Source organism: Pseudoalteromonas arctica (genome assembly GCF_012927645.1).
Lineage (GTDB): Bacteria > Pseudomonadota > Gammaproteobacteria > Enterobacterales > Alteromonadaceae > Pseudoalteromonas > Pseudoalteromonas arctica_A.
This window is the reverse complement of sequence record NZ_JABBMT010000010.1, coordinates 30,420-54,076: the sequence shown is the minus strand read 5'-3', so window position 1 is coordinate 54,076 and position 23,657 is coordinate 30,420. Positions and strand designations below refer to the sequence as shown.

The window sequence follows — 23,657 nt, the reverse complement described above, 5'->3', positions numbered from 1 at the left end:
TAGCGAAATAAAAAAAGGAGCTAAATTTAGCTCCTTTTTTGCGAAGGAAAGAAAATAATAACACTACTTTATACTACATTTACAGCTTCTAACGTTGAACTAGGTATTATGTAAAGGTTGGACTTACAATACCGTTGGTCCACAATATGGCGGTGACAGCTAAAATAATCACCAGTAAAATTAATCCGCAAGTTACCACAGAGCTTGCGTAAATAAAGCCACGCTCTTGCGGTATATGCATCAAAATGGGCACGCCGGTATAGAGTAAGTAGACCGAGTAGCCTAATGCGATCAAACCCGCACAGACAACAAACCATAACTCTGGCCAAAATGCCGCCAATGCTGACATAAATACTGGTGTTGAAGTATACGCTGCAAGCTCTAAGGTTTGGGTAAACGTTGGTTCTGCACCAAAAGTCACAGCCATCCAATGCGCTAAATAAGCCAGCGCAAACACACCTACAATCAAAGCGGCATACATAGCAGCGGCAATCAGTATTGCACTATCGTGGGTTAAAAATACCGGGTTGCCAGCCCCGATGCTCCAGCCTAAATAAACGGACGAATAATAGCCCATTGCTGAAGGAAATAACGCTATCAGTAATATATGTGACAGGCTATATGTTAAGCTTTCGTGGCGGTTATCTATTGTTTGCCACTCTTCGAGTGGATGGGCGTATAAGCCCCATAGGTGATTTAGTATCATTGCGTGCTCTCCATAAAAGGATAAATTACTGTTTGGTTATAGTTGGTTTGTTTTTTATACAGTCTATTTATTTATGGTTCAGTAATAGGCGCTTGTCAAGAAGCCGCAATGTGTAGTGTATTATTAAGTGTTGGCACTTTTTTAATTATTTCCTTCATATAAGATGCTCTTACTTGATATGTGCTGCGCTCTGGGTAGTTTTTAGCTTCGTTATCTGATTGTTTTGAGCTCGTTGTTAAGTACTCTTTTATGTTGATTTTTTCATCAGGATCTACATTACCTCCGCCAAAAGAAAGAATATTAAGTTTCGACTCTAAATTAAGCATTTCTTCTCTTTTTCTAGATATGATCGGATTACCAGCTTGATCTCGTCTTACTGGTTCTTCACTGCCGAATTTTTGTGTGTATTCACGATCCATATCGTTAGCAGTTTTAACAATGTAATGTAGTTCATTGGTACTCATGTTAGTAAAATCAAATTCATCATTTTTAAAGAGTGTAGCGTAAGCACTGCCTTCAATTAACGATAAATTAGAGAGTTGCTCTTGTTTTTCTATCGTTTTTTTAGGTGGTGCCTCAATATTTACACTGAGTTTTACACCTGTCTCTTTAGTATTTTTTTGCTCAGAGATATTCCCATTATCAGTTTTTGTAAAAGTAGTGGCTTTATTAAAGAAATTAGGTAGAGGTAGATACAGCAACGCTGTACCCGCCAGCAACCTTTTTACCATCGCTATCAATTAACGTGACACTAAATTTATGCCCTTCATAGTTTCTTAAAATGGCAAAACTTTGAAAATTTCACTACTAACTATTCCTTTATGAAAATTATTTTAAAAGCGATATAAACTTGAATATATTGAAGTAATGACAAACTGAAGAAGTTACCAATATATAGGTTAGAACTTTTAGCTTTAACTCAAACAACTTCATTGTGTTTGAAAACTTATAAAAATCAAACCTCTATCATTAAAACTGATTGTTATCAGCCTTAAAAAGTTACCATGTTTTTTACTTTTTGTCTCTAAATTACATCCAAAAGATAAGTTCGAACTTTCCATTTTTAAAGCAAGCTTCTTTAAAGTGTTTTTATACGATGACTAAGTTCAGATTAACAAAAGAATTTCAAATTTAATTAAAGCTTCTAGAGAGCCTTAAATCTGTTTAGCGGTTGTGCTTGATATATTAAACACCAGTACATTTTCGTGTTAAAATTATCGCCATGCTTAAATAGGTTGAACTTAACACAATGTACACAGAATTATTGGCGCCAATTCACTCATTTTTAATGTGTGAAACTCCCGATGAGTGGGTTGAACAGGCGACCAAAAAAGAAAATTTACCCATCATATTAATTGATCATTTAATTTGTGAGCTAAAAGCGGCGCAATCTGCGATGTTTTTAATCCGTAAGTATGTCGTGGACAAAGAAAGCAGTGATGCCTTACTTGAGTGGCTAAAGCCTTTTGAAACGCTGATTTACAAACGTGAGGGGAACTGGCGTGATCTTGCGGTTAAAAACAAACTGACTAAATCAATGATCCCTAAATCAGATTCTACTTACGGGCAAGACTTGGTTGATAAAATGGTGATGTTGATCAAAGAAGAGCTGCACCACTTTTATCAAGTATTAGAGATCATGGATGAATACGCAGTTGAGTATCAAAGTATTACGCCGTGTCGCTATGCTAAGGGTATGCTACGACATGTAAAAACCTTTGAGCCAGATGCGCTGGTTGACAAGCTTATAGTGGGTGCTTACATAGAAGCTCGTTCGTGCGAACGTTTTGCCGCGCTTGCCCCACATGTTGATAAGCGTTTAGGTGATTTTTATATTTCGTTATTGCGCTCAGAGGCACGCCATTACCAAGATTATTTAACTCTTGCCCAAGAAATTGCTGGTTTTGATATCACCGAACGGGTTAAAGAGTTTGGCGAAATTGAGGCGCAGCTAATTACATCTTTGGATAATGATTTTAAGTTTCACAGTGGTACGCCGGTAAATAAAAGCGCTTAACCAACAGCAACATTTTTGCTGCAGCTTTATCATCAAAAGTGTTTTTATGCTCAGTCTTAGCCTTTGAAAAGCCATGGCGTAGAAGAGCTTGTGCAGCCTCACCATTATTTATATTGGATTGACTGTCTTGTTTGCAACTGTGGATGATTGTTTAACCAGTACTCACGACTTTTTGGTGCCTGCGATAAATCAACGCGGCCAAGCGGTATGGCTTGCGTAAAGTAAACAAATAAGTATGAAAAATAACTTAAGCATTACGACTGTTACTAGAAAACGAACAATATCGTAAGCGTAGACAACTTTTTATATTTGTTCGAATGGCTCACTTACTAATTTTTGTGTCTGTGCGGTAACGACTAAATAAGAGCCTTGAGTATACCAATCCCCCAACACTGTGCGAGTGAGTGTTTGCTTATCTACTTCATAATGATGCACATTAGGACGATGGGTATGGCCATGGATCATATGTTTTACTTGGTGTTTTGCAAATGTTGCTAGTACCGCTTGTTCAGTAACGTCTAATATTTCAAGCGCTTTACCGGTTTGATTTTGCTTTGATTTTTCTCTGGCATTTTGCGCAACTTTGCGACGATACCACAATGGCATAGCAAGCATTAATCTTGGCCACCACCAACTGCGGCCTTTTTTACGAAACTTTTGATATGCAATATCCTGTGTGCACATTTCATCGCCATGCAAAATGACGGTGGGAGTGCCATATAAGTCAATTACCAGCTGTTCAGGTAATAAAGTCATTCCTGCTTGTTTGGCGTATTTATCGCGCATAATGAAATCACGATTGCCATGTACAAAATATACTGGGGTGCCGTTATCACTCACTACTTTTAAATGCTTTGCAACTTCAGTTGAGAGTGCAGTTACATAGTCATCACCCACCCATACTTCAAAAAAGTCACCGAGTATATATAGCGCGTCTACATCCTTATTAATAATATGCGTGTCTAAAAACTGATAAAAAGCGGCACTGATATCTGGGCGATTTTCACTTAAATGGAGGTCGGCAATAAAGTAGGTTTGGCGAGTCATAGGTAAGTCTTTTAAAAATAAATAAAGCGGGCATATATGCATAGCATAAATACCCGCTAAAACGCCACGTTACGTGGTTAAGCGTACTATTAGTTTACAGTTACACTTGTGATGATAACGTCATCAAGAGGTACGTCTTGATGAAAGCCTGTGCTACCTGTAGCAACGGCTTTAATTTTTTCTACTACGTCCATGCCTTCAACAACTTCAGCAAATACACAGTAACCCCAGCCTTGAGATGTTTCACTGCTGAAGTTTAAGAAGTCATTGTCGTTCACGTTAATGAAAAACTGGGCTGTTGCTGAATGTGGATCAGGAGTACGTGCCATAGCAAGCGTACCAATCTTATTAGAAAGGCCATTGTTTGCTTCATTTTGAATAGGATCATGCACTTCTTTTTGTGTCATACCAGGCTCAAAACCACCGCCTTGTACCATGAAACCATCAATCACACGGTGAAAAATAGTGCCGTCGTAAAAGCCTGCGTTAGCATACTGTAAAAAGTTTTTAACTGTGTTTGGCGCATCTTCTTTGTGCATGTTAATGGTGATATCACCAAAATTTGTGTGTAGAACAACCATGTGGTTTCCTATTAGCTGATTTATTTAGCGCTATTTTATCTTAGTTAGCTAAGATTAACAAAGTGCTTATTCAATTGATAAAGCGCTAGAGCAGGGGCTTTTCAAGTGTTAACATAGCGATTCAGTAAATAGTCAAGGACTTAAAATAAATGGTAAATATATACAACACACTCACGCGTCAAAAAGAGCAATTTAACCCTATGGTCGATGGCAAGGTCGACATGTATGTGTGTGGTATCACCATTTATGATTACTGCCATATTGGTCACGCTCGTACTTTTGTAGGTTTTGACGTTATTGTGCGCTACTTACGTCATATTGGTTACGATTTAAAATATGTGCGTAACATTACAGATATCGACGATAAAATAATTAAACGGGCGAACGAAAATGGTGAGTCAATAAATGACTTAACTGTTCGTATGACTAAAGCAATGCATGAAGATTTTGATAGCCTTAACATGCTACGCCCAGATATTGAACCAACAGTTACAAGCCATATAGATGAAATTATCGTTATGGTTAAGCGCTTGATTGAAAAAGGCCATGCCTATGTTGCAGCCGACGGCGATGTTTTGTTTGATGTATCAACGTTTGAGCAATACGGTGCACTTTCTCAGCAAGATTTAACGATGTTGCAATCAGGCTCTCGCGTTGAAGTAGCACAAGATAAAGACGATCCACTTGATTTTGTGTTATGGAAAAAAACTAAAGCAGGTGAGCCATCATGGTCATCACCGTGGGGTGAAGGGCGTCCGGGTTGGCATATCGAATGTTCGGCAATGAGTTCAAAGCACCTTGGTGAGCATTTTGATATTCATGGCGGTGGCTCTGATTTACAGTTTCCGCATCATGAAAATGAAATAGCGCAATCGTGCTGTGCAAATAATGGTGAGTACGTAAATACCTGGATCCATACGGGTATGGTGCAGGTAAACAAAGAAAAAATGTCTAAATCATTAGATAACTTTTTTACTGTGCGCGATGTACTTAAAGAATATGACACGGAATCTGTTCGTTACTTTTTAATTTCAGGCCATTACCGCAGCCAACTAAATTATTCGCAAGAGAATTTAGACCAAGCGCGTTCATCACTTGAACGTATTTATACAGCGCTTCGTGATGTAGAACCTGTAGAGTGCGATTTAGAAGGCAATGAGTTTGTTGCTAAATTTAGAAAAGCCATGAATGACGACTTTAATACACCTGAAGCTTTACCAGTGTTGTTTGAATTAGCTAAAGAGCTGAATCGCTTAAAAGACACTGATGCAGCGCAAGCAAGTAAATTAGCATTTGTACTGCGCAGCCTTGGTGAAGTATTAGGAATTGCACAACAAGCACCTGAGGCATTTTTACAAGGTGCCCAAGCAGATGACGAAGTTGCCCAAATAGAAGCGTTAATAGTTAAGCGTAATGAAGCGCGAGCAAGTAAAGATTGGGCTGCGGCTGATGAAGCGCGTGATGCTTTAAATGCGCTTGGGGTGATACTGGAAGACTCTGCAGGTAAAACTACATGGCGTAAAGCGTAATTACCTAACTAGCGCTAGTCAAATAGGTATTACTGAACAAGTCGTTTTTTAGTCAGTATTATATTAGTAAGTTATTATAAAGGGTTGCCTATTTGGCAGCCTTTTTATTTTTTCTAGCTTGACCTCAACTTAACTTTAGGTTTTACCTTTGCGGTTCTTAGTTATTTTGAAAGGAATGAAATGAATATTTTTCTTGCCATGATCCCTGCTTTTTTATGGGGCACCACCTATGCGGTCACTAAATATGCCACCCCTGATTGGCCGCCGATTTTACTTGGTGCGATCCGCGCACTACCAGCCGGTATATTATTATGGTTTATCAAACCATCTTGGCCAAAGCGCAATCAATGGCGCGGCCTCATGGTATTAGCGTCAGTAAATATTGCGCTGTTCTTTAGCTTTATTTTTGTGATGGCGGTTAACTTACCTGCTGCAATAGCGGGAGTGGGTATGGTATCTGTTCCTGTAGTTGCACTTGTATATGCGTGGTTAATTAAAGGGCAACGCCCCGCATTAATACAATCACTTTGTGCAGCGGTATTAGTGATACTGGCTTGGTGTTTATTTGATCCCCAATATGTCGTACTAAACTTCCTCGGTGTGGCAGCTTTACTCGGAGCTTTATTGACAATTGTAGTGGGCAGTACATTAGTGAAAAAAATCACTATACATATCCATTGGTGGACTGTGCTGACTTGGCAATTGATCATTGGCGGGGCGATTTTGACTGCGGCTGCAGCGACTCAAGGTTATTTTATTGCACCAGATGCCTACCATGCTTTAGGCAGTACATTTACTGCAAGCCAATGGTTTGTACTCTTTTGGTTAGTGGTGCCCAATACGGCGATTGCCTATGCGCTCTATGTTTGGTTGCTTGGGAGAATGACGGTGGTTGAATTTACATTCGGCACTATAGCAAATCCAATCGCAGGTATTATTTGTGCTGTGCTGTTATTGGGCGAGCAATATCAATTGTGGCAATACATGTTCATGACATTAATGATTTTCTTCTCTGTGCTACCGCAATTGTTAAAGCTAACACAGCGATGGCGAACAGCTAAATTGACGTAACTTAGTTAACAAAAAAAGGTTGCTAAACAGCAACCCTTTTTTACATAAATAAAATCAAAAATTGATAGTCTCTTAGCTGTGATATTTTTCACAGGCTTCAAGGGTGTTTTCAATCAAGCTTGCGACTGTCATTGGACCTACGCCGCCAGGTACTGGCGTGATGAAATGTGCTTTTTGTTCAGCGATATCATACTGTACATCACCGACTAATTTGCCGCTATCTAAACGATTAATGCCTACATCGATCACAATTGCACCTTCTTTAACCCAATCTCCAGGAATAAACTCAGGTTTACCAACGGCCACAACTAACAGATCAGCACGGCGTACATGAGTTTCTAAATCTTGCGTAAATTTATGACATACAGTTGTAGTACAACCAGCTAATAATAGTTCTAATGCCATAGGTCGCCCAACAATATTAGAAGCGCCAACGACAACCGCGTGCATACCTTTGTACTTAACACCGGTCGAATCAAGTAGTGTAATAATACCTTTTGGCGTACAAGGTCGAAGGGCTGGCATACGCTGTGCTAAACGGCCAATGTTATAAGGATGAAAGCCGTCAACATCCTTGAGTGGAGTGATATGCTCAAGGATTCTTTCAACATCAAGACCAGCAGGAAGAGGAAGTTGTACTAAAATACCATCAACTTGTGTATCGTTGTTGAGCTCATCAATTAAATCTAATAATGCTTGCTCGTTTGTATCTGCTGGTAAATCAAATGATTTAGAAATAAAGCCAACTTCTTCACAGGCTTTACGTTTTGAACCTACATAAACTTGGCTTGCAGGATCTTGCCCTACAAGTACAACTGCAAGTCCAGGTGCGCGCAAACCGTTTGCTACACGCTCACTTACTCTTTGTGCTACTGCACTGCGTACTTGTTTAGCTATTGCCTTACCATCGATGATGTTTGCCGTCATGGGTGACCTTTAATTGGGGTTAGTTAACTTAATACCGATACTTTAAAAACGCATGCATACAGAAATTGGGGTAATATAATGCTAATAAAGAACGCGTTCTCTATTACTCGTTTTTAGTATGCTTACTATTTTCGCAGAAAAGCGCTAATGCGCCAAGTTGCTTTTCTGATATACCCGCTAATTATATAAAACAGTTGGAATTTTAACTGAACCTCACAATATTTAACCATTATGAACTAAAAATGACCGATTGATTTATTTTCTTAAAAAAAGGTTTGACCTGACACGGTCAAATCACTATTATGCACCCCGTTGTTAGCGAGGTCACTTGTTAATAATAGTAAGCATCGGCGATTAGCGCAGTTTGGTAGCGCACTTGGTTTGGGTCCAAGGGGTCGCAGGTTCAAATCCTGCATCGCCGACCACTTTCTTAATTATAAAAAGTTATGATAATTAGTTTGGGTATATCCCATGCAGTCATAGGTTGAATACTGAAAGCAGACCGCTTTCTATTTATAATAGATTGGCTTATTGGTAAACTATGAAGTTTTCGATGCGCCCATAGCTCAGCTGGATAGAGCAACGCCCTTCTAAGGCGTCGGTCGAAGGTTCGAATCCTTCTGGGTGCACCATTTGAAAACATGTAAATATAGCGGTGGTTGTAGCTCAGTTGGTAGAGCCCCGGATTGTGATTCCGGTTGTCGTGGGTTCGAGCCCCATCAGTCACCCCATTTACAAAAAAGAATATCGGCGATTAGCGCAGTTTGGTAGCGCACTTGGTTTGGGTCCAAGGGGTCGCAGGTTCAAATCCTGCATCGCCGACCACTTTCTCAAAAAGTGGTCTCAAATACAAAGTTTGAGTGTTCATTAAAATGAAGTTTATCACCTCAATATCGGCGATTAGCGCAGTTTGGTAGCGCACTTGGTTTGGGTCCAAGGGGTCGCAGGTTCAAATCCTGCATCGCCGACCACTTTCGTTAATTATAAAGTTTAGTGATTTTTGGTTTGGGTATATCTCATGCAGTCGCAGGTTCAAATCCTGCATCGCCGACCACTTTCGTTAATTATAAAGTTTAGTGATTTTTGGTTTGGGTATATCTCATGCAGTCGCAGGTTTAAATCCTGCATCGCCGACCACTTTCGTTAATTATAAAGTTTAGTGATTTTTGGTTTGGGTATATCTCATGCAGTCGCAGGTTCACCCCTTGCATCGCCGACCACTTTCTCAGCATCTAATATCTATATGAATTGTTTATTAACTAAAAGTTTCATTATTCTCTTCCTGATAGCTTAACCGCCTACATTTTACCCATTCCCCTCTATAATCCGTGATCTGACCAAATAATTTCCCCCTAGGCTCGACTATCATAAATATTAGGTTATAATGCCGCGTCTATTGTTTAACATAGTGCCCGAAGGGCAAAGCAGCATTGGTATCTTATAGTGGAGATGGGGTTAATAAGTCGCTTAAATGACTTTAAACGTGCCAAAACGCATAGTGATCACCGTGTTTGTAAGGAAGGCGAACAGTCGCCAAAATTGAAGATTGAGGTATATCATGCAAGTTTCTGTTGAGACGACTCAAGGCCTTGAGCGCCGTCTGACCATCATCGTTCCTGCAGAGAACGTTGAGACCGAAGTAAAAAAACGCTTACAACAACTGTCTAAAACCCAGCGTATTGATGGTTTCCGTCCTGGTAAAGTACCAACGTCTGTAATCAACAAACGTTACGGTGGTGCAGTTCGTCAGGAAGTTGCTGGCGAAGTAATGCAGCGTAATTTTTATGAAGCTATTGTAGCTGAAAAAATTAACCCAGCTGGCGCACCAACATTTGCACCTAAAGCACTTGAAGCAGGTAAAGATTTAGAATTTTCTGCAACATTTGAAGTTTACCCTGAAGTAGAAGTTCAAGGTTTAGACAAAATTGCTGTTGAAAAACCTGCTGTAACTGTAACTGACGAAGATCTAGCTAACATGCTAGAAACTCTTCGTAAGCAACACGCAGATTGGGCTGACGTAGATACAGCTGCTGGCGAAAAAGACCGTGTAACGGTTGATTTTGTCGGTACTATCGACGGTGAAGTATTTGAAGGCGGAAAAGCTGAAGACTTCCCATTAGAGCTTGGTCAAGGTCGTATGATCCCAGGTTTTGAAGATAATATCGTAGGTAAAAAAGCAGGTGAAGAAGTTGTTTCTGACGTAACTTTCCCTGAAGATTACCATGCTGAAAACCTTAAAGGCAAAGCAGCTCAATTCACTATCACAGTGAAAAAAGTTGAAGCGCAAGAACTACCTGAACTTAGCGAAGAATTTGCAACTAAGTTTGGTGTAACTGAAGGCGGCGTTGATGCTCTTAAAGAAGAAGTTAAAAAGAACATGACACGTGAACTTGACCAAGCGGTTAAAGCGAACGTGAAAGACCAAGCAATTAAAGGTCTTTTAGCTAACAACGAAATCGACGTGCCTAAAGCGCTAGTAGATCAAGAAATTGATGCATTACGTCAACAAGCTGCACAACGTTTTGGTGGCGACGCTAAAAACATGCCTGAGCTTCCAGCTGAATTGTTCCATGAGCAAGCAGTAACACGCGTTAAGACTGGCCTATTATTAGGTGAAGTAATTAAAGCGAACGAGATCAAGGTTGATGATTCAAAAGTTGAAGCATTAATTGCAACAGTAGCTTCTGCATACGAAGATCCAACAGAAGTGGTCGAATACTACAAAGCAAATGATCAACTTATGCAACAAATGCGTAATGTAGCAATGGAAGAGCAGGCTGTTGAAGCTATTTTAGCTAAAGCAAATGTGACTGACGTTGAAAAAGCATTTGATGACATCATGAATCCACAGCAAGGTGCTTAATAAGTCATTGACTTAATCCCTCGCTAACGATTAAATGGCTCGTGTTGCTCTGTATTATGCAGTGTGCCCGAGCCATTTTAGGTTGTGGCCTTCAATTTCGCCAAAAAATAACTATGCTTTTCTTAATAGTAAGGATAAGTATAAGCGTATAAGGAATAAGATAAATATGAACACTGGTATTACAGATCCACTCAATGCATTAGTACCTATGGTTGTTGAACAAACAGCGAAAGGCGAGCGCTCGTATGATATTTATTCGAGACTATTAAAAGAGCGAATCATTTTTTTAACAGGTCAAGTTGAAGACAACATGGCTAATCTGATCTTAGCGCAAATGCTATTTTTAGAATCAGAAAATCCAGAAAAAGACATTTTTTTATATATTAATTCGCCAGGCGGCTCAGTGACTGCGGGGATGGCGATTTATGACACCATGAATTTCATTAAACCAGATGTAAGCACAATTTGTGTTGGTCAAGCGGCGAGCATGGGTGCATTCTTATTAACAGCTGGTGCAAAAGGAAAACGTTATTGTTTACCTAATTCACGGGTGATGATCCACCAACCATTAGGCGGTTTCCAAGGTCAAGCTTCTGATTTTGAAATACACGCCAAAGAAATTTTGTCTATTAAAGATAAACTAAACCGTTTAATGGCAGAGCATACCGGCCAACCATTAGATGTGATTTCAAAAGATACAGATCGTGATAACTTCATGAGCGCCAGCCAAGCTGTTGATTATGGCTTAGTTGATGCGGTGTTTACTAGTCGCGACAGCAAGTAAAAATATAAGCTGGTAACTAACAGTACTAGCTTGAGCTGTTTACACTGTGAAAACCACTATTTTTTGGTATAGTTAAGCGTATTGAAATAGCTGCTAAGTAGTTTGGCAGCCAACGAATAAGATGAGGTAGTTGAATGTCTGACACTCCTACAGACGGCGACAAAAGTAATAAATTGTTATACTGCTCTTTTTGTGGCAAAAGCCAGCATGAAGTTCGCAAGTTAATTGCTGGCCCTTCAGTATACATTTGTGATGAATGTGTTGAGCTGTGCAACGACATTATTAGGGAAGAGATCAAAGATATTGCGCCAAAGCACAATACCTCAGATAAACTGCCTGCACCAAAAGAAATTCGTAATCATTTAGATGATTATGTTATCGGTCAAGAGCACGCCAAAAAAGTACTGTCAGTAGCGGTTTACAATCACTACAAACGTTTACGTAATCAAACCGGTAAAACGGATATTGAGTTAGGCAAAAGTAATATCTTACTTATTGGCCCAACCGGCAGTGGTAAAACATTATTAGCTGAAACGTTAGCGCGTTTATTAGATGTGCCGTTTACAATGGCTGATGCAACCACACTAACTGAAGCTGGTTATGTGGGTGAAGATGTTGAAAACATCATCCAAAAGTTACTGCAAAAATGTGACTACGACGTTGAGAAAGCACAACGTGGTATTGTTTACATCGATGAGATTGATAAAATTTCACGTAAATCAGATAACCCATCAATCACCCGTGACGTATCAGGTGAAGGTGTGCAACAAGCACTGCTTAAACTGATAGAAGGGACTGTGGCATCTGTACCACCACAAGGCGGCCGTAAGCACCCACAGCAAGAGTTTTTACAGGTCGATACCTCTAAAATCTTATTTATCTGTGGCGGTGCATTCTCAGGTCTTGATAAAGTGATTGAGCAGCGTAGTCATAAAAATACTGGTATTGGTTTTGGGGTTAACGTAAAAGAGTCTGCGGCGAGCCGATCTTTGAGTGAAACATTTAAAGATGTTGAGCCAGAAGATTTAGTGAAATATGGTTTGATCCCTGAGTTTATTGGTCGTTTACCTGTAGTGGCAACCTTAACTGAACTTGATGAGTCGGCTTTAGTGCAAATTTTAAATGAGCCTAAAAACGCCCTAACAAAACAGTACGGTGCATTGTTTGGTATGGAAGACGTTGAACTTGAGTTCCGTGATGACGCACTGCGTGCTATCGCTCATAAAGCGATGGAGCGTAAAACTGGCGCACGTGGTCTTCGTTCAATCGTTGAGGCGGTATTACTTGATACTATGTACGAACTTCCTTCAATGGAAAGCGTCAGCAAAGTAGTGATTGACGAAACCGTGATAAAAGGTGAATCAGATCCTATTTTGATTTATCAAAGCGCTAGCCAAGATAAAGCAGCATCTGAGTAAAACTCGCTCAGTTTGATAACAAAAAGGAGCCTAGTGCTCCTTTTTTTATAATTTATTTAATCCAGTTGCGTTAAATTGTTGAACTTTACCTAGGTTATCCCCATATACTTGAGTAATCTTTAAAATAAATGAAGAGCGAAGAGAAAAATAATGACGCTTGAGAGAACAGATCGAGTCGAAATCCCGGTGTTGGCATTGCGCGATGTTGTGGTGTACCCGCACATGGTTATCCCGCTTTTTGTAGGCCGTGAAAAATCAATAAAATGCCTTGAAGCGGCAATGGATAAAGACAAACAAATTTTCCTGGTTGCGCAAAAAGACGCAACTGTAGACGAACCTGAGCAAGACGATATTTATCGCGTAGGTACGATTGCCACCGTTTTACAACTACTCAAATTACCAGATGGCACAGTTAAAGTACTGGTCGAAGGCACGCAACGCGCGAAACTAGAAAGCTTTATTGATAATGAAGACTTTTTTGTTGCTAATGCGCAGTTTATTGGCTCAGAAGAAGTAGATGAGCAAGAGCAAGATGTATTTATTCGCAGTGCTATTAGCCAGTTTGAAGGCTATGTAAAGCTTAATAAAAAAATACCACCAGAGGTGTTAACCTCGGTCAGTGGCATTGATGAAGCGCCGCGCCTTGCCGATACTATGGCAGCGCACATGCCACTGAAAGTGCCTGAAAAGCAAAAAGTACTCGAAATCACCAATGTTACAGAGCGTCTAGAATACTTAATGGCGTTGATGGAAGGTGAAATCGATTTACTGCAAGTTGAGAAAAAGATCCGTACCCGGGTTAAAAAGCAGATGGAAAAGTCGCAGCGCGAGTATTACCTCAATGAGCAAATGAAAGCCATTCAAAAAGAATTAGGCGAGCTTGACGATGTACCTGACGAATTTGAAGCACTGAAAAAGCGCATTGAAGGATCAGGTATGAGCAGCGATGCGCAAGAAAAAGCCAATTCTGAGTTAGCTAAACTTAAAATGATGTCGCCAATGTCGGCTGAGGCCACTGTTGTGCGTTCATACATAGACACACTCATTAATGTGCCATGGAAAAAGCGTTCAAAAGTTAAAAAAGACTTAGCAGGTGCGCAAAAGATTTTAGACAGCGACCATCACGGTCTTGATAAAGTCAAAGAACGCATCATTGAATACCTCGCCGTGCAACAGCGTACCAATAAACTCAAAGGTCCAATTTTGTGCCTAGTGGGTCCACCGGGTGTTGGTAAAACGTCACTTGGTCAATCTATTGCTCGCTCAACAGGGCGTAAATACATTCGTATGGCACTAGGTGGTGTACGTGATGAAGCAGAAATTCGTGGTCACCGTCGTACTTATATAGGTTCGATGCCAGGTAAGTTGATTCAAAACATGAGTAAAGTGGGTGTTAAAAATCCATTATTCTTGTTAGATGAAATCGATAAAATGTCAGCAGATATGCGTGGCGATCCAGCATCAGCATTACTAGAAGTACTTGATCCTGAGCAAAATAGCCACTTTGCAGATCATTACTTAGAAGTTGATTACGACTTATCTGATGTAATGTTTGTCGCTACATCAAATAGCTTTAACATTCCTGGTCCGTTATTGGATCGGATGGAAGTGATCCGCTTATCGGGTTATACCGAAGATGAAAAGCTGAATATTGCCAAAGAGCATTTAATTGTTAAACAAGTTAAACGCAATGGCTTAAAAGATGGCGAATTAATCATTGAAGACAGTGCAATTATCGGCATTATTCGTTATTACACGCGTGAAGCGGGTGTACGTAACTTAGAGCGTGAAGTGTCTAAGTTATGCCGCAAAGCGGTTAAAAATATCTTGCTCGAAAAAGGCACTAAAGTAGTGACTATCGACGATAAAAACTTAGAAGAGTTTTTAGGTGTGCAACGCTTTGACTATGGCAAAGCTGAAGACGGTGACCGCATTGGTCAAGTAACAGGTTTAGCGTGGACTGAAGTGGGTGGCGATTTATTAACTATCGAATGCGCTGCTGTGCCAGGCAAAGGTAAATTAAGTTACACCGGTTCATTGGGTGATGTGATGCAAGAGTCGATTCAGGCAGCTATGACAGTTGTACGTAATCGTGCTGATGAATTTCGTATCAATAGTGATTTTTACGAAAAACGTGATATTCACGTTCACGTACCGGAGGGGGCAACTCCAAAAGATGGCCCAAGTGCAGGTGCGGCGATGGTAACGGGTTTGGTATCAAGTCTTACAGGTAACCCAGTACGTGCTGATGTTGCTATGACGGGGGAAATCACCTTACGTGGTGAAGTATTACCTATTGGTGGCTTAAAAGAAAAACTGTTAGCCGCTCACCGTGGTGGTATTAAAACGGTTATTATTCCAAAAATTAACGAGCGTGACTTAAAAGAGATCCCCGACAATGTATTGGCAGGACTCGATATTCACCCAGTTACCTGGATTGATGAGGTTTTAAAACTGGCTTTAGTACACCCAGTTGAGAGTTTTTCAGTCGAAACATCAAAAAACCAGTAAAAAACCGAAAAAAGTGCTTTAAAGGGCTTTTCAAATCTAGATGGTATGATAAGTTAAGCACTGGCTTTCAAGCCGAGGCCTTATGTGGCCTAGGCTGAAGAAAAATTACAATCGTATGGGCATGAAAAAGTTTGCTCTAAAATTTTCAAAATAGTGATGTTAGTTTAAAAAACAATCGCTCTTGATAATAACAATGAAAGAGGATGATATTGTGAATAAATCTCAATTAATCGATCAAATCGCAGCTGATGCTGACATTTCTAAAGCGGCTGCGGGTCGTGCACTTGATTCATTTATCGAGGCTGTTTCTGGCGCTCTTAAAGATGGCGATTCAGTTGCATTAGTTGGTTTTGGTACTTTCTCAGTACGTGAACGTGCTGCACGTTCAGGCCGTAACCCACAAACTGGCGAAACAATTCAAATCGCTGCCGCGACTATCCCAGCTTTTAAAGCCGGTAAAGCGCTTAAAGATGCATGTAACAGCTAATCACTGCTCTTTAGTGAGTTAGTTTGGTAGTGTAAGAAGTTAATCGCTTTTACAGCTTAATTAACTATCTTTCTCGCCAATTGCTTCAAGTAAAAAAGCGTATCTGGTAAGATACGCTTTTTTTACATAAGCAAGGCGATTTCTGCCTCGAATAGAATAGAGATAAATAAATGCTTGAGAAAATCAGAGAAGGTTCACAAGGACCGGTAGCTAAAATTATTTTAGGCGCGGTGATTTTATCTTTTGCCTTAGCAGGGATCGGTGGTTACTTAGGTCAAACCACAGAGCAGCCCGTAGCTGAAGTAAATGGAGTTAAAATTAGCCAAACCGAGTTTAGCCGTGCGTTCCAAAACGAACGTGCACGTTTAGAGCAACAATTTGGCGAATACTTTGCACAAATTACTGCTGATCCAAATTACATGGCACAAATTCGTCAAGGCGTCATTGACCGTCTAGTACAACAAGAATTGCAAACTCAACTAGCGACCGAACTTGGCTTACGTGTTAGTGATGACAGTGTCCGCAAAGCGATTTTAGAATTGCCGTACTTCCAAATTGGTGGCAAGTTTAATAACGATCGTTATTTGCAAGTTATTCGTCAAATGAACTTCCAGCCAGATGCGTTTCGTGAATATTTACGTGCAGAAATGACCCGTAGCCAGTTGATATCAGCAGTCGCTGGGACTGATTTTGCTTTAGAAAGTGAGCTGGCTAGTGCGATTGCGCTACAGCAGCAAACACGTAGTATTGATTACGTTGTGGTTAGCAAAGAATCACTACAAGAAGGAATTGCAGTAACGGAGCAAGAAATTGCTGATTACTATGACCTAAATATGTCGCAGTTTTTAGCGCCTGAGCAAGTATCAGTAAGCTACATTGACTTAAATGCTGCAAACCTAACACTTGAAACTCATGTTAGCGAAGCAGACGTTAAAGCGTATTACGATCAAAATAGTGCACAATATGTTGAGCCTGAAAAGCGTCGTGTATCGCATATCCTAATTGATAACAGTGAAGATGATGATGCAGCAAAAGCCAAAGCTGAAGACTTGTTAGCGCAATTGCAACAAGGTAGTGACTTTGCAGCATTAGCTGAATCATCATCAGATGATATCGTCAGTGCTGAAATAGGCGGTGATTTAGATTGGATCGAACGTGACATGATGGATCCAGCTTTTGAAGATGCGGCATTTGCATTGGCAAATAAAGGGGATTTTTCAGACGTTGTACAATCTGAGTTTGGTTATCATATTATTCAGTTAACTGATATTCAGAGCCAACAAGTAAAAGCGTATGACACTGTTAAAGCTGATTTACGCGCAGAACTTGAGCGTACTGAAAAAGTAAATGCATTCTATGAAAAGCAAACAGAAATGGGCGCTATCGCATTTGAAATTTCAGACACCTTAATTGACGCTGCAGACGTTGCCGGTGTTGAAGTACAAACAACAGAACTGGTTGACCGTAATTCATTACCTGCACCGCTTAACACACCCGCTGTGTTAGCTGCAATCTTCTCACCCGATGTACTTGAAGATAAAATGAACTCTGAAGTTATCGAAGTAGGTGATGAGCATGTGGTATTAGTGCGTGTTAAAGAGCATGTACCAGCTGCAACAAAAGCACTTGCTGATGTATCAGAGCAAATTAAAGCACGTTTAGTTAGTGAAAAAGCATCAGAGCTGGCGAAAGAAAAAGCAACAACGCTGTTTGCTGAAATTGAAGCTGGCAAGAGCTTAACTGACCTAGCGACTGAGCATAGCTTAGACTTACGTCAAGAAGCAGCACTGACTCGTCAAGCTTACACTGTATCGCCTGCGATCGTTCAACATGCCTTTAAAATGGCACACCCAACTGACATGCCAGTAGTTGAAAAAGTTGAACTAAACAACGGTGACGCGGCAATCGTAGCACTTAAAACAGTGACTAACGCTACTGTTGAAGGCGAAATCGACGCACAAATTAAGCAAAATATTACCATGGCCCAAGTAAACAAAAACTACATGGTATTCATTGAAGCTTTAAAAGCAAACGCAGAATTAAACTTACCAGCACAAACAACAGCTGCTGAGTAAGCTTAATTAAGTAAAGCTAAAAAAAGCGTCAATTGGCGCTTTTTTTGTGAGCAAAATATAAAGGTTAAAGGTTAAAGGCACTAGGGGAGTGTGGTGTTGTAGGCTCGAGTTTATCTCGCGCTGCTTTTATGTAACACGCGTAGGTTGGGTAGAGTGCAACTGAAGTAGGGGAGTTAAAATATCCAAATCCTTTAGCTGAAATTAAACCGTTCAAACTACAGCAAACCGAACTTTCATTTTTAATGGAAGACGAGATAATTACTCTACTAAATGAGTTAAAACGCTCTACTAATCCCCATATTTTAATCGTGTCTAAAATCTGTTTAGCTACAGGTTGTAGGATAAGTGAGGCGTGTAATTTAAAAGGGTCTCAAGTTATTAAATCTGGCGATAGCTACCGCATCACCTTTATTAATACCAAAGGTAAAAAGAACCGAACTGTGCCAATTAGTGAAAAGCTGTTTAATGAGATCCCTAAAAAGTCAGGGCCACTATTTGCTGATTGTAGAAAGGCGTTTGAAAGGGCGGTAAATAAAACGGATATTAATTTACCAAAGGGGCAGTGTAGCCATGTTCTACGGCATACCTTTGCGAGTCATTTTATGATTAACGGAGGTAATATTTTAGTTTTACAGCAAATACTTGGGCATGCAAAGATTGAGCAAACCATGGTTTACGCGCACTTTGCGCCAAGTCATTTAGAAGATGCTATAAAGTTAGGTCCGAGAATTTGTTTCTGAAGAAATTCACTTATGCATAGGCCTCTATCCTATCTACTACATTGAGTATCCAATTTAGTGACTTGTTAGTATTTTATTTTCCACAAGCTGGACAAGCACCTGGAGCTGGAGCAAAGTTTATAGTTGTACTACTTGATTCAAGACCAAATGATCTTATAACACGACTTTCATTTATTGGACCAGCATCATTAAGAGCTTTTGCTATTTCTATCACCTGAGCTTTTTCATTAGCAGAAAGTGACTGAAAAGCTTTTACAAATTTTATTACATTTTGGTTCATGGTTTACTCCTTTATTAAAAATTACCGCAACCATCACATTTAGTTGGTTTTGATGATATAGGCGTTTCCTTGCATATATGGCAAGGTTTTTTGTAATACTTTAGCGATATGTGATTAGCATAACGCTTTTCTTTCTCAGTAATATGTTTAGTAATATCTGTTGATTCCCGCCTCTCGTTTTGTTTAATTAATTCAGAAAATTTTATGTCTAGATCGCTGGGTTGCATATCGGCTAGAGCTTTAAACTGATTGTATAAATTCGTGTTGTCTCTAACTGATTCAATAGAATAATCATACTTTTCATCCCATCTAGACACTATTGACCATGCAGACACAACCAACTGTATAATACCGACTGCACCTGCTATAGTTAGTAAATATGGTAGTGCTGTTGTCGAAGTGCCGAAAGATAATACTATTGAGCCAACAGATAAAGGGGTTATAATCCCAAGGAAAGTAATTAAAGTTCTTCGAAATTGAAGAGATCTAGCTCGTTTATCAAAAATACTACTAGTTCCATAAGCATGAAACTCTTTTTCTCTGCAACTATCGATTATCGCTTGTTTATCCATTTTATATAGCTCCCTATTGTTAACCGCTAACACTGTCCACATTGTGCCCAAATACACTAGACGATACAAGACACTAAGAGACTGAACAAGGGCTTAAAATACTGATATTTATGCAACTTATTGTTTTTGTTGAGTAATGATAACAATCGAGGCTTTTCGGACGGGGGTTCAAATCCCCCCAGCCCACCAATATAGGTTTTTAAATTCGTTGATTTAAAAACCCTAAAAAACCTGAAAATTTGAGTAATCAAGTTTGCGGGTTTTTTTATGCAATTCACTTATATAAATAACGGGCTGACTGTACAAATAAAGTTTGCAAGTGTCACTTTATTAACTACGGCTCAATTTAATAACCTAATTAATGACGTGTTTATTAATATTCCTGTTTAAAGCATGGTGCATCAACATCAAGACGACTACTACCTCGCTATTCGCCAAAGCACTCAGCAAACCGATAGTGCTCTATTTATTGAGTTCATATTACAAATGATTTTTGATGCAATAATGGAGGCTAAAACGTCAGAAATTGAGGGTTTAAATGCGGGTTTAAAACTATCTAATGTTGATAAAACCATTTTGGTGTTTATTAAGCAAGATTGCTATATCACCAATGTCCAGCTTGCTAAAATCATTCATTAAGTCTACAATTGTGACATCTTTATATGTTATTAATGATGACTTGAGGTGTGTGTTGAATAAATCTGAAGCTATTAAAAAGTTTACTGAATACGATAAGCGAGGTCATTATATCTTTACTAATTCAGATCTTTCGAAAATTTTCCATCAAGACAATCAGAGAACTCTACGAGCGGGCATCAAACGTTTGCTAGATGATGGTTTGCTTGTACGTATTATTAATGGTGTGTACTTATATACTCTAGCGCAATCTAAAAAAAGTGATACGTTAGAGCAAATTGCCAAAACGATTCGGCGTGGTGAATACAACTACGTTAGTTTGGAATCTGCACTTTCTGAATTTGGGGTGATCTCGCAAATTCCAGTTGATCGTTTAACGGTAATGACAACAGGGCGCTCGGCAGAATATAAAACCCCGTTTGGAACCATTGAATTTACCCATACAAAACGCGCTCCTATGGATATTCTGGAAGGTACAAATTTAGTTGGTAGGCCACTTAGGTTCGCCACTAAGCAAGTCGCTTATAGAGATTTAAAACGTGTTGGCCGCAATACCCATTTGGTTAATATAGATGAATTGGAGGAGCATACGTTATGAAAATTGACCAACAGAACTTCGCAAAGTTAGTAAACCAAGCAATGCAAAGCGACAATGTTTCGCACATGCGCGCAGTTATAGAAAAAGAGCTTCTACATTACGATATTTTATTTGCGTTAGAAAAGGCGGGGTTTCTGGATAAGTTAACTTTTCAAGGAGGTACATGTTTACGGTTATGTTATGGCGGCAATCGTTTCAGCGAAGATTTAGATTTTGCAGGTGGCAAAGATTTCAGTTCGATAATGCTGGCAGATATGAAAACCTGTATTGAAAAATATATCGGCGGAAGATACGGACTTGAAGTCAGTGTTAAAGAACCTAAAGAGTTAAAAACAGACCCAAAATATGCAGAATTAAACATTGACAAGTGGCAAATCGCAGTTGTTACTTTTCCTGAGAGAAAAGATATACCTAAACAAAAAATTAAACTTGAAGTAGCAAATATCCCTGCTTATACAAAGGAGCCGTTACCTCTGCAAGCAAATTATGACTTTTTGCCGGATGGCTATAGCGACACTCTTATCTTAACAGAGACGTTAGACGAAGTGATGGCAGATAAAATTATCTCTTTGCCTGCAACAACCAAATATGTTCGGCATCGAGATATTTGGGATCTCGCCTGGTTACAGCAGCAAGGTGCTATATTGAAAATGGATTTAGTAAAAAGCAAGATCGTAGACTATAAACTTGATCACTATGATGTGTTGCTTGCTAATTTAATTGAGCGCCTAGCTGAGCTTGTTAAAAGTGAAGCATTTATAGCTGAGATGAAACGCTTCTTACCCACTGATGTATTTGACCGCACTCTAGCATTGGAAAAATTTCAGGTGTATTTAGCTGCCACATTAATTAAATTGTTTCAAACAGTACAAGGTGAGTTATCAGGTAAGGTAAGTGCTGTTGAGTTTAAAATGTAGGGATCTACACAGTATCTTTGTTACAAAGTTAATAGCAGATTGTCGAAAGGCGCATTTAGCGTCGAAAAGCACCCTGAATATTGCTGAATGGTCGATTTTCGATGCTAAATGGTTATTTGCTTTAGTCGCACTGTTTCATCCAAGTAAGCGCTAAAAAAGAAGCGATTAACTCACTTTAAATTAAAGCCACAGGAGCTAGGTACAAGGTTAAAGGGGCTAAGTAACTAGGCTCTAGGGGAGTGTGGTGTTGTAGGCTCGAGTTTATCTCGTGTTAATAACAACCGAAAAGTGATCCACCACTCCACCATTTGAACAATGTGTGAGGGTGTAAAATTCGATCTAACATAGTTGATGTTAACGCTTAACTTGAAAAAAGACAGAAATACAGTAGAATGATGACTAAAAGTAGCACACTTAAGATTGAAGTATTGAACCAACATATTACAGATAAATCTTTTCAAGGTTTCTTTACAGATGCCGATGACCTTAGAAATACAATGATTAGTTTATTGGGCGACGTTACAGAACAAAACATTATTGAACCTTGCTTTGGTGAGGGGGCGTTTATAAAAAACCTGATAGGAAAACCCTCTAATATCGATGCAATTGATATTGACGAAAATTATTTTATCAAAGACTTAGATATAGAAAATTGTAATTACTTTCACACAGACTTTATTGATTACTTTGTTCAGCTAAATAATCGAAAGGTTGTTTTACCTGAGACTGAGTATGATTCAACTATTTGTAACCCTCCTTACGGTTTAAAGTTCTCACAAGAATATAGGAAGCTTATAAAAAAGGCATTCCCTGATGTGTATGCCAAAGAGTCTTATGCATTGTTCTTCTATTTTACTTTGCAAAAATTAAAAAAGGGCGGTCGCTACGTTTTTATTATCCCCGATACTTTCCTAACTAGCACACATTTGGGTTATATGAGACAGTTTATACTCGAATCGGCAAAACCAACTCACATTATCCAGTTCAAAAGTAAACGATTCGGTTCCGTAAACTTTGGGTATGGGAATATGTGTATTATCGCAGGTAATGTAGAACCACTTAGCGCAGATCATGAAGTTAATTGGATCGATGCTGTTGAATCAAGTCAGCCGCTTTTACGGTTGGTAGAAACTGATCATACTACTGTAAGTGGTGATTATTTTATTAATAATGTTGACAAAGCTTGGGTCAGCCCAAAATTATTCGATTCAATTAAGATATCTCGTGAAACAGTAACATTAGGTGAAATTGCAGAGTGTAGAACTGGAATTTATACAGGTGATAACCAAAGATTTTGTGGCTATGACGAAGAAAATCCACCTAAAAGAATCAATGGTCACCCAATCGATTGGGATCTAGTAAATCTAACCCCGACAGAACTTGAAAAGAAACAAGGCATAAGTTCAGATATCGCTTATGTTCCTTTTGTTCGAGGAGGGCATAGAAATGTCTTTGAAGCTACTAACAGCTGCATTCGTTGGGATTATGAAGCTGTTACGTATTACGATAAAGATAAAAAGGCACGCCTCCAGAACAAAGGTTTTTACTTTAAAAAAGGGCTTGCAATACCTATGGTGACCTCTGGAAGGTTGTCAGCTTCTGAAATGGATAACTGCATTTTTGATCAAGGCGTCGTAGGGGTTTTCGCTAAAAAGGTAAGTTACCACGACTTTTTATTGATTTATCTAAACCACCCTTTTGCAACTAAACAAAAGTCCCTTGTATCACCAGGAGCAAATAACTCAGCAAACTATTTAAAGAGAATTAACGTTCCTAAGTTGACCGAAGCAGAACTATTAGAAGCAAATAAAATCGTCGAGCTAGCGAAAGTGCAAGGTTGGAAAAATACAGAAGAAGAAAGAGATAACTTTATTTCCTCAGTATTATAAAAAAGTGCA

The 23,657-nt window shown here is 39.3% G+C and carries 21 protein-coding genes and 5 tRNA genes; 19 read left to right on the top strand and 7 right to left on the bottom strand.

Features of this window, described 5'->3' with window-relative positions:
* Positions 1-106 precede the first annotated feature (106 nt).
* The gene (locus HHO47_RS08720) at positions 107-706 is read right to left on the bottom strand and encodes a Yip1 family protein (protein ID WP_169019942.1); all 600 of its coding nucleotides are present in this window, start codon (positions 704-706) and stop codon (positions 107-109) included.
* A gap of 95 nt (positions 707-801) precedes the next feature.
* Entirely contained in the window at positions 802-1,425 is a 624-nt protein-coding gene (locus HHO47_RS08715) for a hypothetical protein (protein WP_169019941.1), read from the bottom strand.
* A gap of 530 nt (positions 1,426-1,955) precedes the next feature.
* Between HHO47_RS08715 and miaE the strand changes: the two genes are divergently transcribed.
* Positions 1,956-2,723: a tRNA isopentenyl-2-thiomethyl-A-37 hydroxylase MiaE gene (gene miaE / locus HHO47_RS08710; protein WP_169019940.1), complete on the top strand. Its 768-nt coding sequence runs from the start codon at positions 1,956-1,958 to the stop codon at positions 2,721-2,723.
* A gap of 303 nt (positions 2,724-3,026) precedes the next feature.
* Here the strand turns inward: miaE and HHO47_RS08705 are convergent, their stop codons facing one another.
* Together HHO47_RS08705 and HHO47_RS08700 are read right to left on the bottom strand one after the other, a co-directional pair.
* Positions 3,027-3,770: a UDP-2,3-diacylglucosamine diphosphatase gene (locus HHO47_RS08705; RefSeq protein ID WP_169019939.1), complete on the bottom strand. Its 744-nt coding sequence runs from the start codon at positions 3,768-3,770 to the stop codon at positions 3,027-3,029.
* Between the two features lie 89 nt (positions 3,771-3,859).
* The gene (locus tag HHO47_RS08700) at positions 3,860-4,351 is read right to left on the bottom strand and encodes a peptidylprolyl isomerase (RefSeq protein ID WP_169019938.1); all 492 of its coding nucleotides are present in this window, start codon (positions 4,349-4,351) and stop codon (positions 3,860-3,862) included.
* 149 nt (positions 4,352-4,500) lie between these two features.
* Between HHO47_RS08700 and cysS the strand changes: the two genes are divergently transcribed.
* Both cysS and HHO47_RS08690 read left to right on the top strand, forming a co-directional pair.
* Positions 4,501-5,880 carry a cysteine--tRNA ligase gene (gene cysS / locus HHO47_RS08695; protein ID WP_169019937.1) on the top strand — a complete coding sequence of 460 codons (1,380 nt, stop codon included), beginning with the start codon at positions 4,501-4,503 and terminating at the stop codon, positions 5,878-5,880.
* Between the two features lie 180 nt (positions 5,881-6,060).
* On the top strand, positions 6,061-6,951 hold the full coding sequence (locus HHO47_RS08690) for a DMT family transporter (protein ID WP_169019936.1): 891 nt from the start codon (positions 6,061-6,063) through the stop codon (positions 6,949-6,951).
* A 72-nt stretch (positions 6,952-7,023) separates the two neighbouring features.
* Here the strand turns inward: HHO47_RS08690 and folD are convergent, their stop codons facing one another.
* The gene (folD, locus tag HHO47_RS08685) at positions 7,024-7,878 is read right to left on the bottom strand and encodes a bifunctional methylenetetrahydrofolate dehydrogenase/methenyltetrahydrofolate cyclohydrolase FolD (protein WP_169019935.1); all 855 of its coding nucleotides are present in this window, start codon (positions 7,876-7,878) and stop codon (positions 7,024-7,026) included.
* 348 nt (positions 7,879-8,226) lie between these two features.
* Here folD and HHO47_RS08680 point away from each other — a divergent pair.
* From HHO47_RS08680 to HHO47_RS08625, 12 genes are all read left to right on the top strand, one after another.
* A tRNA-Pro gene (locus HHO47_RS08680) sits at positions 8,227-8,303 on the top strand.
* Positions 8,304-8,433: 130 nt separating this feature from the next.
* Positions 8,434-8,510: transfer RNA gene (locus HHO47_RS08675), tRNA-Arg, on the top strand.
* A 23-nt stretch (positions 8,511-8,533) separates the two neighbouring features.
* Positions 8,534-8,609 (top strand) — tRNA-His (locus HHO47_RS08670).
* A gap of 17 nt (positions 8,610-8,626) precedes the next feature.
* Positions 8,627-8,703 (top strand) — tRNA-Pro (locus tag HHO47_RS08665).
* A 69-nt stretch (positions 8,704-8,772) separates the two neighbouring features.
* A tRNA-Pro gene (locus HHO47_RS08660) sits at positions 8,773-8,849 on the top strand.
* A 587-nt stretch (positions 8,850-9,436) separates the two neighbouring features.
* Positions 9,437-10,741, top strand: a complete 1,305-nt coding sequence (gene tig / locus HHO47_RS08655) for a trigger factor (protein WP_169019934.1) — start codon at positions 9,437-9,439, stop codon at positions 10,739-10,741.
* Between the two features lie 166 nt (positions 10,742-10,907).
* Complete coding sequence (clpP, locus tag HHO47_RS08650) at positions 10,908-11,525, top strand: ATP-dependent Clp endopeptidase proteolytic subunit ClpP (protein WP_145241466.1); 618 nt, start codon at positions 10,908-10,910, stop codon at positions 11,523-11,525.
* 134 nt (positions 11,526-11,659) lie between these two features.
* Entirely contained in the window at positions 11,660-12,943 is a 1,284-nt protein-coding gene (gene clpX / locus HHO47_RS08645; protein ID WP_169019933.1) for an ATP-dependent protease ATP-binding subunit ClpX, read from the top strand.
* 150 nt (positions 12,944-13,093) lie between these two features.
* Entirely contained in the window at positions 13,094-15,454 is a 2,361-nt protein-coding gene (lon, locus tag HHO47_RS08640; protein ID WP_169019932.1) for an endopeptidase La, read from the top strand.
* A gap of 184 nt (positions 15,455-15,638) precedes the next feature.
* Positions 15,639-15,941, top strand: a complete 303-nt coding sequence (locus tag HHO47_RS08635; RefSeq protein ID WP_301562686.1) for an HU family DNA-binding protein — start codon at positions 15,639-15,641, stop codon at positions 15,939-15,941.
* Between the two features lie 170 nt (positions 15,942-16,111).
* The gene (gene ppiD / locus HHO47_RS08630) at positions 16,112-18,016 is read left to right on the top strand and encodes a peptidylprolyl isomerase (RefSeq protein WP_169019931.1); all 1,905 of its coding nucleotides are present in this window, start codon (positions 16,112-16,114) and stop codon (positions 18,014-18,016) included.
* A gap of 242 nt (positions 18,017-18,258) precedes the next feature.
* Entirely contained in the window at positions 18,259-18,756 is a 498-nt protein-coding gene (locus tag HHO47_RS08625) for a tyrosine-type recombinase/integrase (protein WP_248290963.1), read from the top strand.
* Between the two features lie 73 nt (positions 18,757-18,829).
* Here the strand turns inward: HHO47_RS08625 and HHO47_RS08620 are convergent, their stop codons facing one another.
* Together HHO47_RS08620 and HHO47_RS08615 are read right to left on the bottom strand one after the other, a co-directional pair.
* On the bottom strand, positions 18,830-19,036 hold the full coding sequence (locus HHO47_RS08620; RefSeq protein ID WP_024608922.1) for a hypothetical protein: 207 nt from the start codon (positions 19,034-19,036) through the stop codon (positions 18,830-18,832).
* 14 nt (positions 19,037-19,050) lie between these two features.
* Positions 19,051-19,608, bottom strand: a complete 558-nt coding sequence (locus tag HHO47_RS08615) for a mobilome CxxCx(11)CxxC protein (RefSeq protein ID WP_169019930.1) — start codon at positions 19,606-19,608, stop codon at positions 19,051-19,053.
* Positions 19,609-20,001: 393 nt separating this feature from the next.
* Here HHO47_RS08615 and HHO47_RS08610 point away from each other — a divergent pair, with 393 nt between their 5' ends.
* The 4 genes from HHO47_RS08610 (at position 20,002) to HHO47_RS08595 (ending at position 23,648) form a co-directional block, all read left to right on the top strand.
* Entirely contained in the window at positions 20,002-20,247 is a 246-nt protein-coding gene (locus tag HHO47_RS08610; RefSeq protein ID WP_169019929.1) for a hypothetical protein, read from the top strand.
* Positions 20,248-20,296: 49 nt separating this feature from the next.
* Positions 20,297-20,842: a type IV toxin-antitoxin system AbiEi family antitoxin gene (abiEi, locus tag HHO47_RS08605; protein ID WP_348981642.1), complete on the top strand. Its 546-nt coding sequence runs from the start codon at positions 20,297-20,299 to the stop codon at positions 20,840-20,842.
* Positions 20,839-21,759 (top strand): nucleotidyl transferase AbiEii/AbiGii toxin family protein, encoded by a 921-nt coding sequence (locus HHO47_RS08600; RefSeq protein WP_169019927.1) that lies wholly within the window; start codon positions 20,839-20,841, stop codon positions 21,757-21,759. The genes abiEi and HHO47_RS08600 overlap by 4 nt, the downstream gene beginning before the upstream one ends.
* 428 nt (positions 21,760-22,187) lie before the next feature.
* Positions 22,188-23,648 (top strand): Eco57I restriction-modification methylase domain-containing protein, encoded by a 1,461-nt coding sequence (locus tag HHO47_RS08595; protein ID WP_169019926.1) that lies wholly within the window; start codon positions 22,188-22,190, stop codon positions 23,646-23,648.
* Positions 23,649-23,657 lie beyond the last annotated feature (9 nt).

What these genes read in the sequence shown, in the direction of transcription:
- HHO47_RS08720 (WP_169019942.1), bottom strand. Translation starts at nt 706, where the DNA reads ATGATACTAAATCACCTATGGGGCTTATACGCCCATCCACTCGAAGAG.
- miaE (WP_169019940.1), top strand. Translation starts at nt 1,956, where the DNA reads ATGTACACAGAATTATTGGCGCCAATTCACTCATTTTTAATGTGTGAA.
- HHO47_RS08705 (WP_169019939.1), bottom strand. Translation starts at nt 3,770, where the DNA reads ATGACTCGCCAAACCTACTTTATTGCCGACCTCCATTTAAGTGAAAAT.
- HHO47_RS08700 (WP_169019938.1), bottom strand. Translation starts at nt 4,351, where the DNA reads ATGGTTGTTCTACACACAAATTTTGGTGATATCACCATTAACATGCAC.
- cysS (WP_169019937.1), top strand. Translation starts at nt 4,501, where the DNA reads ATGGTAAATATATACAACACACTCACGCGTCAAAAAGAGCAATTTAAC.
- HHO47_RS08690 (WP_169019936.1), top strand. Translation starts at nt 6,061, where the DNA reads ATGAATATTTTTCTTGCCATGATCCCTGCTTTTTTATGGGGCACCACC.
- folD (WP_169019935.1), bottom strand. Translation starts at nt 7,878, where the DNA reads ATGACGGCAAACATCATCGATGGTAAGGCAATAGCTAAACAAGTACGC.
- tig (WP_169019934.1), top strand. Translation starts at nt 9,437, where the DNA reads ATGCAAGTTTCTGTTGAGACGACTCAAGGCCTTGAGCGCCGTCTGACC.
- clpP (WP_145241466.1), top strand. Translation starts at nt 10,908, where the DNA reads ATGAACACTGGTATTACAGATCCACTCAATGCATTAGTACCTATGGTT.
- clpX (WP_169019933.1), top strand. Translation starts at nt 11,660, where the DNA reads ATGTCTGACACTCCTACAGACGGCGACAAAAGTAATAAATTGTTATAC.
- lon (WP_169019932.1), top strand. Translation starts at nt 13,094, where the DNA reads ATGACGCTTGAGAGAACAGATCGAGTCGAAATCCCGGTGTTGGCATTG.
- ppiD (WP_169019931.1), top strand. Translation starts at nt 16,112, where the DNA reads ATGCTTGAGAAAATCAGAGAAGGTTCACAAGGACCGGTAGCTAAAATT.
- HHO47_RS08625 (WP_248290963.1), top strand. Translation starts at nt 18,259, where the DNA reads ATGGAAGACGAGATAATTACTCTACTAAATGAGTTAAAACGCTCTACT.
- HHO47_RS08620 (WP_024608922.1), bottom strand. Translation starts at nt 19,036, where the DNA reads ATGAACCAAAATGTAATAAAATTTGTAAAAGCTTTTCAGTCACTTTCT.
- HHO47_RS08615 (WP_169019930.1), bottom strand. Translation starts at nt 19,608, where the DNA reads ATGGATAAACAAGCGATAATCGATAGTTGCAGAGAAAAAGAGTTTCAT.
- HHO47_RS08610 (WP_169019929.1), top strand. Translation starts at nt 20,002, where the DNA reads ATGGTGCATCAACATCAAGACGACTACTACCTCGCTATTCGCCAAAGC.
- HHO47_RS08600 (WP_169019927.1), top strand. Translation starts at nt 20,839, where the DNA reads ATGAAAATTGACCAACAGAACTTCGCAAAGTTAGTAAACCAAGCAATG.